Source organism: Amycolatopsis sp. FU40 (assembly GCF_021903635.1).
GTDB lineage: Bacteria > Actinomycetota > Actinomycetes > Mycobacteriales > Pseudonocardiaceae > Amycolatopsis > Amycolatopsis dendrobii.
On sequence record NZ_CP091381.1, the window covers coordinates 4,920,423 to 4,935,853 of the forward strand.

The following is a 15,431-nucleotide window of genomic DNA, read 5'->3' on the forward strand; positions in this document are numbered from 1 at the left end:
GCTCCGACTACATTGCACCTTATTGCACTGAGAAATCGCCCCGATTAGCGTCGGGGACATGCAGACAGTCCTTCTCCCCTCCGGCGCTCGGATCGCCTACGACGACCTCGGACCGCGGCCGGGGACCCCGGTGCTTCTCGTGCACGGGCACCCGTTCGACCGGTCGATGTGGGCTCCGCAGGCCGAGTACCTCGCCCGCAACGGGCACCGTGTCGTGGTGCCTGACCTGCGGGGATACGGCGAAAGCACCGGTCCGGCGGTCCGCGGGCTCGAAGATTTCGCCGAGGACGTCGTCGGACTGGCCGATCGCCTCGGCATCGGCCGTTTAGCGCTGGGCGGGCTGTCGATGGGCGGGCAGATCGTGATGCAGACCGTCCGGGATCACCCGGAGCGCATCGCCGCGCTGCTGCTCGCCGACACATTCGCCGAGCCCGAGACCGACGAAGGAAAGGTGACCCGCGACCAGGCCGCGGACCGGGTGCTCGCGGAAGGCATGACCTCCTACGCCGACGAGCTGTTGCCGAAGATGGTGTCGCCGCGCACCTTCCGCGAGAACCCAGAAGTGACTGGGCACGTCCAGAAGATGATGCGCAACGCACCGGCGGCAGGCGCGGCGGCAGCCTTGCGGGCCCGGGCGAAGCGACCGGACTACCGCGATTCGCTGAAGCAGGTCAGCGTGCCGACGCTGGTCGCGGTGGGCAGCGAGGACGAGTTCACTCCGGTCGCCGACGCGCAGCTGCTGCACCAGCTCGTGGCCAGCTCGCAGCTGGTGGTGCTCGACGGCGCGGGGCACCTGCCTAACCTGGAACGCGCGGCCGAGTTCAACGACGTGTTCGGCCGCTTCCTTGACCAGGACCACGCGGAAGAACGGTGACGCACTCCATGAAGACCGTATTGGTGACCGGCGCGAGCGCCGGATTCGGTGCCGCGATCACGCGCCGGTTCGTCGCGGAGGGCGCGCGGGTCGTCGCCGCGGCCCGCAGCGGCGACCGGCTCAAGACACTCGCGGACGAACTGGGCGACGCGGTGTACCCGCTGGTCCTCGACGTCCGCGACCCCGCCGCGGTCGCGGGCGTCGTCGCGCAACTGCCCGGGGAGTGGGCGAAGATCGACATCCTGGTCAACAACGCCGGTCTCGCGAAGGGTCTCGAACCCGCGCACGAGGCGAAGCTGGAAGACTGGGACCAGATGATCGAGACCAACGTGACCGGTCTCGTCCACCTCACCCGCGCAGTGCTCCCCGGCATGGTCGAACGCGGCACCGGACACGTGATCAACATCGGCTCCGTCGCGGGCAGCTACGCCTACCCCGGCGCGAATGTCTACGGCGCGACAAAGGCGTTCGTCCACCAGTTCAGCCTCAACCTGCGCTCCGACCTGCGCGGTACCGGCGTCCGCGTAACGAACGTCGAACCGGGTTTGGTAGGCGGCACCGAATTCTCCACCGTCCGCTTCGGCGGCGACCAGGCCAAGGCGAACAACGTCTACGCGGGCACCACCCCGCTGACCGCAGACGACGTCGCCGAATCCGTCTTCTGGGCCAGTTCCCAGCCACAACACGTGAACATCAACGTCATCGAACTAATGCCGGTCGTGCAAACCTTCTCCGCGCTGAACATCGACCGCGAAAACTGAGCCGACGTCCGTGAGGGGAACCCTGAGACTCTGATTCCCTCAGAGGGTGTTGTGGAACCTGGTGGTCGGTTCGGTGTGTCGGCTGTGGTAGCGGTGCGGTGATGATGATCATCGGGTCGGGTGTGCGTCTGTGTGTGCAAGCCGGGGTATGACTCGTCGTTGACTGATGCGCAGTGGGCGGTGGTGGAGCCGTTGCTGCCCAGGACTCATCCGGGCCTGGGCGGTCGGCCGCCGGTGCATTCGCGTCGCCTGGTGATCGACACGATCAGTTATGTGCTGGTCAGCGGGTGCGCGTGGCGGTTGGCGCCGCGTGATCTCGCGCCGTGGGCCACGGCGTATCGGGTGTTCGCGGCCTGGACCGCGGACGGCACCTGGGCGCGTGTGCACGACGTGCTGCGCGACAGGGTCCGCGTCCGTGAGGGCCGGGACCCGCAGCCCTCGGCGGCGATCCTCGACTCGCAGTCGGTGAAAACCGTCGAGGGCGGCGAACACATCGGTTACGACGCGGGGAAACGGGTGCGGGGCCGCAAACGACATGTCCTGGTCGACACGCTCGGGCTGATCCTGGGCGTGTCCGTGGGGTCGGCGTCGGTGCAGGACCGTCCCGGAGCCCGGCTGCTGCTGGCGGGGCTCCGGGCACGGTTTCCGCTGCTCGGGCTGGTGTGGGTGGACGGCGGCTACGTCAACTCCAAAGACGCCACCCTCGTCCGCTGGGCCGAGGAGAACGAGAACATCGAGATCGTGGCGGTGCCCCGCAACGCCGATGTGAAAGGCTTCCAGGTGCTGCCCCGCCGGTGGGTGGTGGAACGAACCTTCGGCTGGCTCACGAGGTGCAGACGCTTGACCCGCGACTACGAACGCAAAACCGCGCACGCCGAGGCGATGATCCAGTTCGCGATGATCCGGCTCATGGCAGCCCGCCTCGCCGACGAACACATCGAACCCCACGGCCCCATCGAAACCGAAGCAGCACGCCGCCTAGCAGAAGACCACAACGACTAACCACCCAGGTTCCACAACACCCTCTCAGGGTTCCCGCACGACCCGCCGCCAGGGCGACGAGCCGCTCACCCGGGCGCGAACCTCTCCAACCCGAACAACTCGAACAACGCCTGCTGCCGCTCCGTCCGATCAGACAGAATCCGCCGCGTCCGAGGCCTCCCCCCGGTAGACCGATGCCGCAGCACGGTCTCCCCAATCCCCCGCAACTGATCCAGCAACTCAGCCACCGACAGATTCATCCCAGCCCGGTCCGCCTCCCGCCGCATCACGTGCGTAACCGTCGCAGCCAGCACCGACACCAACGCATGCACCGCGATCCGATGCGCACTCCACTCCCACCGAGGCGACGGCCCCGCCACCGCGGACCCGGTCAGCCACCGGAACGTCGAGTCGAGATACGTCCGAGCCCGATAAGCGGTAACAACCTCGGCAACCGGCCAATCCCGGTCAGTCACCAAAATCTGCTTGCCAAAAAACTCCTCGGCCAGCCGAGCAACCGCCGCCTCGTCAACCCGCCGCTCCAGCCGCAATTCCCCAGCACGACTCCCGGTAAGCGAAGTATTCAACACCCGCTCCACCCGACGCCCCCGGATGATCCGGGACATCTCCGCGTGCACCTGAGTCCGGTCCCCGCGATGCGTACCGGCCGCCAGCGCAGCCGCCAGCCCGTCCAACTCCCGCACAGTAGTGCTCAATTCACTGGTGAACGCCCGATACTGCGCCGCGTGCAGCGTCGCGGAGTGGAGGAGGATGACGCGTCGGCGGGCACCGTCCACAGTCGCCACAGTGTCAAACGCAGTCAGCCCGGCGAACCGCTCCGGATCCACCCGCCGCCGCACCGACGCGGGCCGCGCGAGCAACTCCGGGTGATCCGCCAACGGAAGCGACCCGACAAACCCGGTCCGCGCGCCGAGGTCGAGCTGCGCGGCCTGGCCGGAGTGGAAGACCACCGTGTGCCGCTCCCCCAATTCGGCGGCCAGGGCAGCGAAAGTCGGCGCGTTCTCCCTCCGATAAACCTTGGAAGCCAACGGAATCGCCCCGTCCCGCGTGACGACCAGCCCCAGCCCGGCCAGCACGTCCTGACAAGCCGACGGCATCGTGCAATCGGCGGCGGTGAACGCGGCGAACTGCGCTACATCAACCGCCAGCGCCTCCGTCCCGTCATCGCCCAGAAGCTCCAGAACCGCTTCCGCCACAACAGTTTCCACCCGAGCGATCCGCTCCGGAGTGAGCCGCTGCAGCGCCCGCCAATGCCCAGCCGTCGTGATCGCCCCTTTGGGCGGCCGAGGCCGGACCAGATCCTGCGCGAGGCAGCCAGTCCACCACTCCTCGAACTCCGTCTCCGGCGCGGTCGCCCGATGCAGCACGGCAAGCGCGACATGGAGCCCCAGCGTCGGCCGAGCTCGCTGCGGTCCGGCCACGGAGTCCACGCGCCGGACGAGGTCGAGCCGCTGCAGCGTCCCCCACACGGCGGAAACATCGCCGAACGACCGGTGCCGCGCACCAGCCGCTTCCGGACCGCCGCCTGCCACCGCCGCCGCGATGTCCTCGGCCGTCCCGAGATACCGCTGGCCGACCACGCGCGGCTTGCCGTCGACGCGCGCGGACTCGGCGAAGTAGTAGTACGTCCGCCCGCCGATGCGCTTCCCGATCACTGACGCCACCCTTTAGGTAATACCGTTGCCACCCGTCGCCGACAAGCCCGCAACCTGCGCGAATGATCACTCCGGCCCGGTCGCGCGCACGGCGGCGGGCTAAGAGCTGGCTGGTCGCGGCGGGCGGGTCCTAGCGTGGCGGGAATGGAGCCCGAAGCTGGCGTGACCACGCCCACCCCGTCGGCCATGCGCCGTGCGCTCGCCCGGGCGCGAGACGGGAAGACGCTCGACGTCGCCGAGGCGGCCGTGCTGCTGCACGCCCGCGGCGACGACCTCAAGACTTTGTCCGACCACGCCTCCCGCATCCGCGACGCGGGCCTCGAAGAAGCCGGTCGCGCGGGAATCATCACCTACAGCCGCAAGGTGTTCATCCCGCTGACCCGGCTGTGCCGGGACCGGTGCGGCTACTGCACTTTCGTCACCGTCCCCGGCAAGCTCGAATCGCCGTTCCTGTCGCCGGACGAGGTCCTCGACATCGCTCGCAAGGGTGCCGAGATGGGCTGCAAGGAGGCCCTGTTCACGCTCGGCGACCGGCCGGAGGACCGCTGGAAGGCCGCGCGCGAATGGCTGGACGCGCACGGCTACGACGACACGCTGTCCTACGTCCGCGCGATGGCGATCCGGGTGCTCGAGGAGACCGGCCTGCTGCCGCACCTCAACCCGGGCGTCCTGAGCTGGCAGGACTTCCAGCGGCTCAAGCCGGTCGCGCCGTCGATGGGTATGATGCTGGAGACCACCGCGCGCCGATTGTGGAGCGAGAAGGGCGGGCCGCATTACGGTTCGCCGGACAAGGATCCCGAGGTCCGGCTGCGAGTGCTGGAGGATGCCGGCCGCAGCTCGGTGCCGTTCACCACCGGCGTGCTGATCGGGATCGGCGAGACGCACGAGGAACGCGCCGACGCGCTGTTCGCGATCCGCAAGACCGCGCGCGAATACGGCGGCATCCAGGAAGTCATCGTGCAGAACTTCCGGGCCAAGCCGGACACGAAGATGCGCGCGACCCCGGACGCCGGCCTCGAAGAACTGGCCGCGAACATCGCCGTGGCCCGGCTGGTGCTGGGTCCGCGGATGCGCATCCAGGCGCCGCCGAACCTCATCGGCGACCAGTACGACCTGATGATCCGCGCGGGCATCGACGACTGGGGCGGCGTTTCGCCGCTCACCCCGGACCACGTGAACCCGGAACGCGCGTGGCCGCAGATCGACCTGCTGGCGCGGCAGACCGAGAAGGCCGGGTACGCGCTGCGCGAGCGGCTGACCATCTACCCGGAGTACGTGAAGCGCGGCCAGCCGTGGCTCGACCCGCGCGTCACGCGGCACGTGGCGGCGCTGGTCGACGCGGAAACCGGGCTGGCCCGCGACGGCGCGATGCCGGTCGGGATCCCGTGGCAGGAGCCGGACGGCGGCTGGCAGGAATCCGGCCGCACCGATCTGCACACCGAGATCGACACCACTGGCCGCACCGAGGACCGGCGAGGCGACTTCGATTCGGTCTACGGCGACTGGAAGGAAATCGGCCGGAAGATCAAGACCGGACCGCAGCGGTTCGACACCGACGTGCGGGACGCGTTGCGCAGTGCGGAAAAGGACCCGGCCGGGCTGTCCGACGACGCCGCGCTCGCCCTGCTGCACGCCGACGGGCCGGAGCTGGACGCGCTCACGAAACTGGCCGACGACCTGCGGCGTGAGGTCGTCGGGGACGACATCACGTTCGTCGTCACGCGGAACATCAACTTCACCAACGTCTGCTACACCGGCTGCCGGTTCTGCGCCTTCGCGCAGCGGAAGACCGACGCGGACGCGTACACGCTCTCGCTGGAGCAGGTCGGCGACCGGGTGGACGAGGCTTGGGCCGCGGGCGCGACCGAGATCTGCATGCAGGGCGGCATCCATCCGGATCTGCCGGGCACCGCGTACTTCGACCTCGCGGCCGAGGTGAAGCGGCGGCAGCCGGACATCCACCTGCACTCGTTCAGCCCGATGGAGGTCGTGAACGGCGCGTCGCGGACGAATCTGTCCATTCGCGACTTCCTGATCCGGGCGAAAGAGTCCGGAGTGGACTCGCTGCCGGGCACCGCGGCGGAGATCCTCGACGACGACGTCCGCTGGGTGCTCACCAAGGGCAAGCTGCCGACCGACGCGTGGATCGAAGTGGTCACCACCGCGCACGACATCGGGCTGCCGACCACGGCGACGATGATGTACGGCCACGTGGACAACCCGAGCCACTGGGTCGGGCACCTGAAACTGCTGGCCACACTGCAGCGCGAGGGTGTGGAACGCAACGGGCGGCGCGGGTTCAGCGAGTTCGTGCTGCTGCCGTTCATCCACCAGAGCTCGCCGATCTACCTGGCCGGGCTCGCCCGCGCGGGCACGACGCTGCGCGAGAACCGGGCGGTGCACGCGCTGTCTCGGCTGCTGCTGCACGGCACGTTCGACAACATCCAGAGTTCCTGGGTGAAGCTCGGCGAGGAGGGCAGCCGGGCGGTGCTGCAGGGCGGCGTCAACGACATCGGCGGCACGCTGATGGAGGAGACGATCAGCCGGATGGCGGGCGCGGCGAACGGGTCGTACAAGACGATCAGCGACATGCGCGCGATGGTCGAGCCGCTCGGGCGTCCGCTGCGGCAGCGGACCACGTCGTACGGGACGCCGCCCGACGAGCGGATCGCCGCCGCGCAGGCGTCGGACGGAGTCGCGACGGCGGTGCGGAAGCCGTTGCTGCCGCTGCTCACGCCGTGATCAGCCGGTGCGGTGCAGCCGCCACAGCGCGATAGCCAGCTGCAACCGCAACCGGCCGGCGGGATCGCGCACTGGCCAGCCGAGCAGCGCCTCGGCGTGGGCCAGGCGCTCCTGCAAGGTCGAATGGTGCACGACCAGCGTGTTCGCGGCGGCACGCAAACTCGGAGCGCCCGCTACGGCGGCCAGCGTGGGCAGTACCCACGGGGCGGCCGAGCGGGCGTTCTCCAGGCTGACGACGTCCGCGACCGGTGGGGTACGAGGTCCGACCGCATCGGCGAGCACGGCCAGTCCGCCGAGTTCGGCGTAGTCCACAACGGACGGTCCAGGATCGTCCTCGGCAGCGGTGAACCGGAAAGCCGTCCGGGCTTGCGCACCGGACAACGGCAGGTCGACCAGCTCGACCACGGTGCCAAGGCCCGCCCGGGCGCGCTCCGGCGGAGTCCATTGCGGAGGGACGACCAGCGGGACCGCGTCGGTCACGACAGCTCGCGCGGTGGAGCCGAGGCCAAGGCGATGTGCGGCGCGAAGGCGGGTTCGTTCGTCCGCCGACGCGTCGAGCACCACTTCCACGGACGCCGGATCGACGACCCGGCCGCGGGTGCGGTCCAGCACCGACCGGGCCGCGGCCGACGCGCGCTCCAGCACCATCGCGTCCACCGGGCTCGCCGGGCCGGGCCGTTCCAGCCACAACGCGACCGGCCCGTCCGGACGCAGTGCGGCGGCGGGCCATTCCGGATCGGGCGGTTCGGCCGACGGCACGACGCGCCCGTCCGGTTCGACGCGGACGCGCACCCGGCGTTCGTCGTCGGCCAGCCGCGCGGGACAGCCGGACAGCACCGCCGCCCCGCGCACGATCGGCTCCAGCCCCGCGCGGCCCTCGACCAGCCGGTCGAAATACGCGATGACCTTGACCGTCTCGGCCGCGCCGGGATCGAGCGCGCTCAGATGCGTGACCAGCTCCCTCATCGGTCCATCATCGCTCGTCCGGTTCAGCCGAGCAGCCGCCGCAGCCACGGCGTCCGCTCGGCGCGGGCCTGCTGCGACAGCGCCGCCTGCGGAGCCGAGCCGTCGAAGCCGTGGAAAGCGCCGGGCCAGACGTGCAGTTCCGCCTGCACTCCGGACAGCCACAGCCGGTTGGCGTAGGCGATGACCTCGTCGCGGAAGGTCTCGGTGCTGCCGACGTCGAGGAACGCCGGCGGGAGGCCGGACAGGTCTTCGGCGCGGGCGGGCGCGGCGTACGGCGACACGTCCGGGCCGCCGCGAGCATCGCCGAGCAACGCGGTCCAGCCGACGTTGTTCGCGGTGCGGTCCCAGCTGCCCATCTCGGCCATCTGGATCGCCGACGGCGAGTCGTTGCGGTCGTCGAGCATCGGGTACACGAGCAGCTGGCCGAGCAGTTCCGGTCCGCCGCGGTCCCGGGCGAGCAGCGCCGTTCCCGCCGCGAGCCCGCCGCCCGCGCTCGCCCCGCCGATCACGACGCGGGAGGCGTCGAAGCCGTACTCGGCGGCGTGCTTGACGGTCCATTCCAGGCCGGCGTAGCAGTCCTCGACCGGAGCCGGATGCGGGTGCTCGGGGGCGACCCGGTAGTCGACGCAGACGAAGCCGAGGCCCAGTTCGGCCGCGTACTCCTTGAGGAAGTACAAGTCGCCGCCCTTGTGGCCGCCGATGATCATGCCTCCGCCGTGCAGCCAGTACAGCACCGGGACGTCGACCGCCCCGGCCGGCCGCGCGACGATCAGCGGGATCGGGCCGCGCGGACCCTCGGCATCCGCTTCGGACACTTCGAGGGCTCCGTCCGCGGTGATCTCCTCCAGCGAGATCTGCCGCTTCGCCGCGGCCGCGCGCACCGCCGGGATCGATTCGAGCGTCTTGATCGGCGGACGCTCGGCCGCCAGCACCTCGAGCGCCGCGGCGAGCTCGGGGTCGAACGGGAGCGGCGGATAGGCGGTCATCGCGGGGGCCTCCAAGGGATCGGGGTGCTGGCCCCATCCTCGCCGCCCGGGAGCCGGACCGGGCCAGCCGGGCGGCGGGAATCTCCCGCCAGGTGGCGGGTCAGCGGGTCAGGCTGATCGCGTTCTTCGCCCGCTCGACCGATTCCTCCGCCGCGGGCCCGGCCGCGTTTTCCGTGGCCAGCGCCTGGTTCAGCTCGACGAACGGGCGCATCCGGGTCTCGTAGTCGGCGAGACTGTCGGCCAGGATGTACGCGCCGACCAGCGCGAGGCTCGTGCCCTGCCCGGACAGCACGGACGCGCAGTACCCGGCGTCGCCGACCAGCGCCACCCGGCCGGTCGTCCAGCGGTCGAGGCGGATCTGGAGCATGGCGTCGAAGAAGAACGTCTCGGCTTCCTCCATGGCTTTGACCAGGTCCGGCACCGGGCCGCCGACCTCGCTCAGGCGTTCCGCGACGAGTTTCTTCTGCTCCGCGACGTCCCGGATCTCGCGGTACTCCGGTTCGGCGAAGCCGAGCGTCACCCGGATCGCCTCGTTGCCCGGCACCGGGTAGACCGCGCCGCCGGCGCCCTCGCCCTGGAACCAGATCTGCCAGTCTTCGAGGCCGATCGTGTTGGCCGCCGGGAAGATCGCCAGGTACTGGCCCAGGTAGCGGCGGAACTGGTCCTCCGGGCCGAAGGCGAGCCGCCGGACCGCCGAATGCGCGCCGTCCGCGCCCACGATCAGGTCGAACGTGCGCGGTTCGGCCTTGGCGAACTCGACTCGGCCGGACTCGGCGTCGAGGGCGGTGATCTCGTCGCCGAAGCGGAACTCGGCGCCGGCCGCGTCGTGCAGCAGCTCGACCAGCTCGTCTCGGAGGATCTCGACGTCCTCGCTGTCGAGCCGTCCGCTGCTGTAGGCGCGTTCCTCGGAACGGAACACCTCGTTGCCGGACGCGTCGAGCATCGACATCCCGCGCATCCGCGTCCGTGCGGCGCGGACCTGCTCGCCAAGGCCCATCCGGTCGATGACCTCCAGCGCGACCCCGCGGATGTCGATCGCCTGGCCTCCGCTGCGCAGCCCCTCGGCGCGCTCCACGACCGTCACGTCGTAGCCGTTGCGGCGCAGCCAGTAGGCCGACGCGCACCCAGCGACTCCGGCGCCGCAAACCAGTGCTTCAGACATGTCCTCACCCCTCAGTACGGTGCATCATTACCCTGATGAACCTGCCGTGAGCTGGCTTCCGCCGCCAAAACTGACCTAGTACAGATGACGCGCTGACCTAGTACAGACAGGACCTCGATGCCGACCGAACCGCCGTACCTCCGCATAGCCGCCGCGCTGCGCGAAGAGATCTCGCAGCTGCCGCCGGGCGCGAAGGTGCCTTCGACGCGTCAGCTGGCTTCGGCGCATGGTGTCGCGAACGCCACCGCGGCCAAGGCGCTCGACGTTTTGCGCCGCGAAGGCGTGATCCGTGCCGAACCGCGGTCGGGCCATGTCGTCGCTGGCCAGCACGCTGAGGCCGAGTCGAAGCGTCCGGTGCTGTCTCGGGATCGGTTGGTACGCGCGGCAATCGCGATCGCCGACACGGAGGGCGTGGCGGCGCTGTCGATGCGCGGGCTCGCCGCGCGGCTGGGCGTTCCGGCGATGGCGCCGTACCGGTATCTGTCCGGAAAGGACGAACTGATCTTCCTGATGGCGGACACCGTCTACGGCGAAACCGGTTACCCGGCACGGGAACCGGAGGGGTGGCGGGCGCAGTTGGAGCTGGTGGCGCGCACGCTGTGGTCCGTGCACCGGCGGCATCCGTGGCTGGCGCATCTCGTGCCGCTCACCCGGCCTTGGCCGCTGCCGAACCTGGCGGCGCACAACGAACGCGCGCTGGCCGCGTTGTCGGTCTTCGGACTGAACTCGGCTGATCTGTGCGATTTGAATGTGTTGTTCTACAACCACATTCAGGGCACCGCGATCCATCTGGAACGTGAGCGGCACGCGATGGGGACGACCGGGATCACCGAGGACCAGTGGATGGAGAAGCAGGCGCGGGGGTACGCGGCGCTGACCGGTTCGGGGCGGTATCCGGTGCTGGCGCGGATGGTGCGGGACCTCGCCGAGGAGGGGTACGACCTCGATCTGGACCACTTGTTCGAGATCGGGCTGCAGGCGCTGCTGGACGGGCTGGCTGTCCGATATCCGGTTGGCGGGGCGGTTTCCGGGCGGCAGGATCAGGGATCGTGAACCGCCTCCGCCTGGTCCCGATGGTCCGCGAGCGCCGGAAATACCAGCGTGCGCGCGAGTATCTCGACTTCGAGGTCGACGGCGCCAGCGTGCGCGGCTTGGCCGACACCGGACTAGACCTGATCTCAGTGCTGGCCACCGATCGCCCGCGCGACCCGCTGCGCGTGGCACGCGTGCTCGGCGAGGCTCCAGGCGACACGCCGGACGGCAGGGTGCTGCTGTACGTCTGCCCCGAATGCGAAGACATCGAGTGCGGCGCCATCGCCGCGAAGGTCTCGCGGCGCGGGGATCTCGTCACCTGGCGAGACTTCGGCGTACCAGAGGAAGACGAGGCGGACAACGAATTCGCCGAGCACGCGGTCACCTTCTCCGCGCGCGAGTTCCGCCGCGAACTGGCCAGCCGCTAAGCAGTCAGCTTCAGGATGTCGATGCCCCGCTTGTTGTCCGCCACATACACGTACCCGTCGTGCCAGTACGGAGCCCACGAAGCCGCGTCCGCCGGGCGGAAGTAGGCGATCTGCGTCGGGTTCGACGGGTCGCTCACGTCCAGGAATCGCGTGCCCTGCGCGTAAAACGACTGCACCAGCACGTGCCCGTGCAGGTCGAAGTAGTGCGCCGAGCAGTCGTCGGACACCGGGTCGCTGCCTTCCTGCCCGGCGACGCTCCAGGTGCCGACGCTGCGCATCCGGAACGGCTTCTCCGGCGTGGACCGCCAGCCTTCGCCCTGGTACGAGCCCTCCAGCGCCGAAATCGTCAGGACGCCGTCGCCCGCGCAGCCGGGGAGGAAGCTTTCCTCGGTGGCGTACACCAGGTCGTGCCCGCGCCAGGCGCCGTCGTCGCGGGAGCCGACCGGGTGGAAGCTGTTGTGCAGGAACTTCGACGGCGCGGCGGTTTCCGACACTCCGCCGCCCGCGTACGGCACCGGCTTGAGCGCGCTCGCCCAGCGGTATCGGTTCTGCACCGGGTCGCGATGGAGGCCGGACGTCCAGTATCCGCGCACACCGCCCTTGCCCGACACCCACGCGACGCCCATCTTGTCCACCTGCACGTCGTGCACGTAGTCGGTTTTGCCGTCGTTGCGGGCGAGTTCGATCGGGTCCGGATGCACCTTCGGGTCGCGCGGGTCGCGCACGTCGGTGACCCAGATCGGCCTGCCGCCCCAGTCCGCGGGCTGGTCGTCGGCCTTCGCCGGGCCGCCGGTCCAGAGGTAGCGGCAGTCGTCGACGCAGCTGGTGGTGTGGCCCGCCGGAACCTTGACGTAGCTGAGGATCTCCGGTTTCTCCGGACGCGCCACGTCGACCACGTAGATGCCGGACTCGCCGGTGTGCGTGTTGCCCTTGAACGCGCGCGGGTCGCGGGAAAGGAACACGAGCTTGCGTTTCGCGTCGACCTCGGTGTCCTCGGTTTCCCACAGCCCGGGCAGGCTCAGCTCGCCGATCGCGCGCGGCTTCGCCGGATTGTCCGTGAGGTCGTACGCCTTCAGGCCGAACTGGCCGGACACGACCATCACGTCGCGTTTGCCGTAGCTGAGGAAATTCGCCGAAATAGCCCCTTGCGCGTCGGGCACGTTGCCGACCGGCCGCACGCCCTTGATCGCGCCCGGATCGCCGAGGCTGTGCTTCGCTTCGGTGACCGGCTTGTCGTCCTCGCAGGCCGCGGCGGGCAATCCGGTGGCGACGAGAGTCGCCGCCGCGGTCGCGATCGCCAGTCCGGAACGAATCCACCAACGGCGCACGCGAAACCTCCAGGAGACCCCAGTGTGACTGAAGTACTTTAAGCCGGTCCCTAACCGGACACAACCGCCTTTCGTTGCTTTCCACCTGGTAGTAAGACACCATGCGATCGCGTCTGCTGGTCCCGCTCACGCTCGCCGCCGTCGTCGCGGCCGGTCTCCCCGGCTGTTCGTCGTCGGCCGAACCCGCCCAGCCCGGCGTCCTCTCGGTCGGCCTCGGCGAACCCGGCACGCTGCTGCCCGCCGACGTCACCGATCCGTCCGGACGGCTCGTCACCGGCGCGTTGTGGACTCCGCTCGCCGATTACGATCCGGCCAGCGGAAAAGTCACCCCGCGCGCGGCCGAGTCGATCGCCAGCACGGACCAGGCGACCTGGACCGTGCGGCTGCGGCCCGCTCGATTCCACGACGGCACACCGGTCACCGCACAGTCCTATGTGGACACCTGGAAGGCGATCGCGGGCCACCATTGGGCGAGTACGCCGGTGCTCACGAAGTCGTTGCGGGCCAAGGAGATCACCGCAGTCGACGCGAAGCAGCTGCGGATCGTGCTCGACCGGCCGTCGAATCAGGTGCCGGCCTGGCTGTCCGCGCCCGGACTCGTGCCGCTGCCCGCGTCGGTGCTGAAATCGCGCGACTGGAACGGATTTGCCCGCCATCCGATCGGCAACGGCCCGCTGCGGCTGGAGGGCGACTGGCAGTCCGGCTCCGGCGGCAAGCTCGTCCGGGTCGCCGCGGATCCGGGCCGGGCCAAGGAAATCGAGCTGCGCGTCGGCAATCCGGCGGAGCAGTACGACGACGTCAAAGAGGGCAAACTCGACGTCGCCACGTCCGTCCCCGGCGACCGGCACGAGGCGATGCACGCCGATTTCGCCGACCGGCACGCGACGTGGGCGCTGCCCCGCGCCGGCTACCTGGTGTTTTCCGCCGAGGCAACGCGATTCGCCGATCCGACGGTGCGGCACGCCTTCGCGCTCGGCACCGACCGCGCCGCGCTGGAGTCCGGCCCGCTCGCGCACCAGGCGGACGCGGCCAAGGGATTGCTGCCGCCGGTGGTCGCGCCCGGCGAGCGGTCCGGGAACTGCCGTCCGTGCACCTTCGACGGTCCGGCCGCCAAATCCCTGCTGGAGCAAGCCGGATTCACCGGCGACGCGGCCGTGTACTACGACAGTTTCGACAGCACCTGGCCGCAGGCACTGGCCGAGGGATTGTCGAAAAACCTGGGAATTTCGGTTACCGCACAGCGAAAAGCCACCGGAGGCAAGCCGACCGGACCGTCCGCACTGGAAGTCAAGGCCGTGTCGCCGAGCCCCGCCGACCTGCTCCACGCGCTCGCGGACGCCGCTGGTTACACCGATGCCGGATTCGCCGCTGACCTCAACTCCGCGGAAACCACCGCGTCGCCGGAAGAAGCCGCGCAGCTGTTCCGGATCGCGGAGAACCAAGCCCTGCGCGATCTCCCGGCGATTCCACTGTGGACTGGACACGGCCACGCCGTCTGGGCCGCCCGGGTCCACGACGCCGTGACCACGCCGTTCGCCGGAATAGACCTGACGCGGCTGCGTGACTAAACCCGCGCGTGTTGCGCGAGCACTTCGCCGAACGCCGCCGTCAACGGATCCGGTTCACTGCGGCCGTAAGCGACCAGCTCGCGCCGGATAGGCTTGCCAGGACGCAAAACCCGGCCGCCGAACTCCGCGGGCAGGACATTCGCCGGAACCAGCGCAGGCCCCAACCCGGCAGCCGCGAGCAACGGTGCGGCGGCGGTCTGTTCCGTGCGCACGGCGGGCCGCGGCCGGAATCCGGCTTCCGCACAGGCGGCGTCGAGAAGTTCGGCTAAGCCGTGGCCAGGCGCGTAGTGTACCCATGCGCAGCCGGCCAACTCGGCCAGGTCGACCGTACTGTCCGAAGTGGACTCCGTCGCACCGTCGGCCGGGAGCACGACGACGAACTCTTCCGTACCCAGCTTGCGAACCGGGCCAGTCCACCCGTCCGGACGCGGACCGATCGCGAGATCCGCTTCCCCGGCCAGCATCGCGTCGCGCAGTTCGTCGGCGTGGCGGTACTCGAAAAGCCGCACGTCGACGTCCGGCCGTTCGCGCCGCCACACTCGCAGCGCAGGCGGGAGCACACCGAGGCTCACCGAGTAGACGGTGGCGATCAGCAGCTCTCCGGCGACCTGACCGGACGCCTGCCGTGCGGCGCATCTAGCACGTTCGGCGTCGGCGAGCGCGGCGCGGGCGTGCGGAAGCATCGCGCGGCCCATCGGCGTGAGCCGGACCGAACGCGGCAGCCGCTCCAGCAACGGCCCGCCGACGCTGTGCTCCAGCGCCCGCATCTGATGCGACAGCGCGGGCTGCGTCACGTGCAACTGCTCGGCGGCGCGGGTGAACGAACCGGTGTCGACCACCGTGACCAGGTATTCGAGCTGCCGCAGACTTGTCATAAACCTAGTTTATCGAAGCGGTGAAAAGTAAGCCTTGGACTCATTGTGCGTG

The 15,431-nt window shown here is 69.8% G+C and carries 13 protein-coding genes; 7 read left to right on the top strand and 6 right to left on the bottom strand.

Annotated features, from left to right (window positions below; translation table 11 throughout):
- The first annotated feature begins 58 nt into the window (after nt 1-58).
- The 3 genes from L3Q65_RS23505 (at nt 59) to L3Q65_RS23515 (ending at nt 2,637) form a co-directional block, all read left to right on the top strand.
- On the top strand, nt 59-874 hold the full coding sequence (locus L3Q65_RS23505) for an alpha/beta fold hydrolase (protein WP_237600814.1): 816 nt from the start codon (nt 59-61) through the stop codon (nt 872-874).
- A gap of 8 nt (nt 875-882) precedes the next feature.
- Nucleotides 883-1,635: an SDR family oxidoreductase gene (locus tag L3Q65_RS23510; protein ID WP_237600815.1), complete on the top strand. Its 753-nt coding sequence runs from the start codon at nt 883-885 to the stop codon at nt 1,633-1,635.
- 120 nt (nt 1,636-1,755) lie between these two features.
- On the top strand, nt 1,756-2,637 hold the full coding sequence (locus tag L3Q65_RS23515; protein ID WP_237600816.1) for an IS5 family transposase: 882 nt from the start codon (nt 1,756-1,758) through the stop codon (nt 2,635-2,637).
- Nucleotides 2,638-2,702: 65 nt separating this feature from the next.
- Here the strand turns inward: L3Q65_RS23515 and L3Q65_RS23520 are convergent, their stop codons facing one another.
- The gene (locus L3Q65_RS23520; protein ID WP_237600817.1) at nt 2,703-4,292 is read right to left on the bottom strand and encodes a transposase; all 1,590 of its coding nucleotides are present in this window, start codon (nt 4,290-4,292) and stop codon (nt 2,703-2,705) included.
- Nucleotides 4,293-4,478: 186 nt separating this feature from the next.
- Here L3Q65_RS23520 and L3Q65_RS23525 point away from each other — a divergent pair, with 186 nt between their 5' ends.
- Complete coding sequence (locus L3Q65_RS23525) at nt 4,479-7,034, top strand: bifunctional FO biosynthesis protein CofGH (protein ID WP_237600933.1); 2,556 nt, start codon at nt 4,479-4,481, stop codon at nt 7,032-7,034.
- Here L3Q65_RS23525 and L3Q65_RS23530 read toward each other — a convergent pair whose 3' ends face one another.
- The 3 genes from L3Q65_RS23530 to L3Q65_RS23540 form a co-directional block, all read right to left on the bottom strand.
- The gene (locus L3Q65_RS23530; protein WP_237600818.1) at nt 7,035-8,000 is read right to left on the bottom strand and encodes a helix-turn-helix domain-containing protein; all 966 of its coding nucleotides are present in this window, start codon (nt 7,998-8,000) and stop codon (nt 7,035-7,037) included.
- Between the two features lie 23 nt (nt 8,001-8,023).
- Nucleotides 8,024-8,986, bottom strand: a complete 963-nt coding sequence (locus L3Q65_RS23535; protein ID WP_237600819.1) for an alpha/beta hydrolase fold domain-containing protein — start codon at nt 8,984-8,986, stop codon at nt 8,024-8,026.
- Between the two features lie 100 nt (nt 8,987-9,086).
- Entirely contained in the window at nt 9,087-10,148 is a 1,062-nt protein-coding gene (locus tag L3Q65_RS23540) for an FAD-dependent oxidoreductase (protein WP_237600820.1), read from the bottom strand.
- A 117-nt stretch (nt 10,149-10,265) separates the two neighbouring features.
- Between L3Q65_RS23540 and L3Q65_RS23545 the strand changes: the two genes are divergently transcribed.
- Both L3Q65_RS23545 and L3Q65_RS23550 read left to right on the top strand, forming a co-directional pair.
- Nucleotides 10,266-11,201 carry a TetR/AcrR family transcriptional regulator C-terminal domain-containing protein gene (locus tag L3Q65_RS23545; protein WP_237600821.1) on the top strand — a complete coding sequence of 312 codons (936 nt, stop codon included), beginning with the start codon at nt 10,266-10,268 and terminating at the stop codon, nt 11,199-11,201.
- Nucleotides 11,198-11,608 carry a hypothetical protein gene (locus L3Q65_RS23550; protein ID WP_237600822.1) on the top strand — a complete coding sequence of 137 codons (411 nt, stop codon included), beginning with the start codon at nt 11,198-11,200 and terminating at the stop codon, nt 11,606-11,608. Before L3Q65_RS23545 ends, L3Q65_RS23550 begins: the two co-directional genes overlap by 4 nt.
- Here the strand turns inward: L3Q65_RS23550 and L3Q65_RS23555 are convergent.
- Nucleotides 11,605-12,936 (bottom strand): LVIVD repeat-containing protein, encoded by a 1,332-nt coding sequence (locus L3Q65_RS23555; RefSeq protein WP_237600823.1) that lies wholly within the window; start codon nt 12,934-12,936, stop codon nt 11,605-11,607. The two genes, L3Q65_RS23550 and L3Q65_RS23555, sit on opposite strands and share 4 nt — an antisense overlap.
- A gap of 101 nt (nt 12,937-13,037) precedes the next feature.
- Here L3Q65_RS23555 and L3Q65_RS23560 point away from each other — a divergent pair, with 101 nt between their 5' ends.
- On the top strand, nt 13,038-14,504 hold the full coding sequence (locus L3Q65_RS23560; protein ID WP_237600824.1) for an ABC transporter substrate-binding protein: 1,467 nt from the start codon (nt 13,038-13,040) through the stop codon (nt 14,502-14,504).
- On the opposite strand, the gene L3Q65_RS23565 is transcribed toward L3Q65_RS23560, so the two are convergent.
- On the bottom strand, nt 14,501-15,379 hold the full coding sequence (locus L3Q65_RS23565) for a LysR family transcriptional regulator (RefSeq protein WP_237600825.1): 879 nt from the start codon (nt 15,377-15,379) through the stop codon (nt 14,501-14,503). The genes L3Q65_RS23560 and L3Q65_RS23565 overlap by 4 nt on opposite strands.
- Between the last annotated feature and the right edge of the window lie 52 nt (nt 15,380-15,431).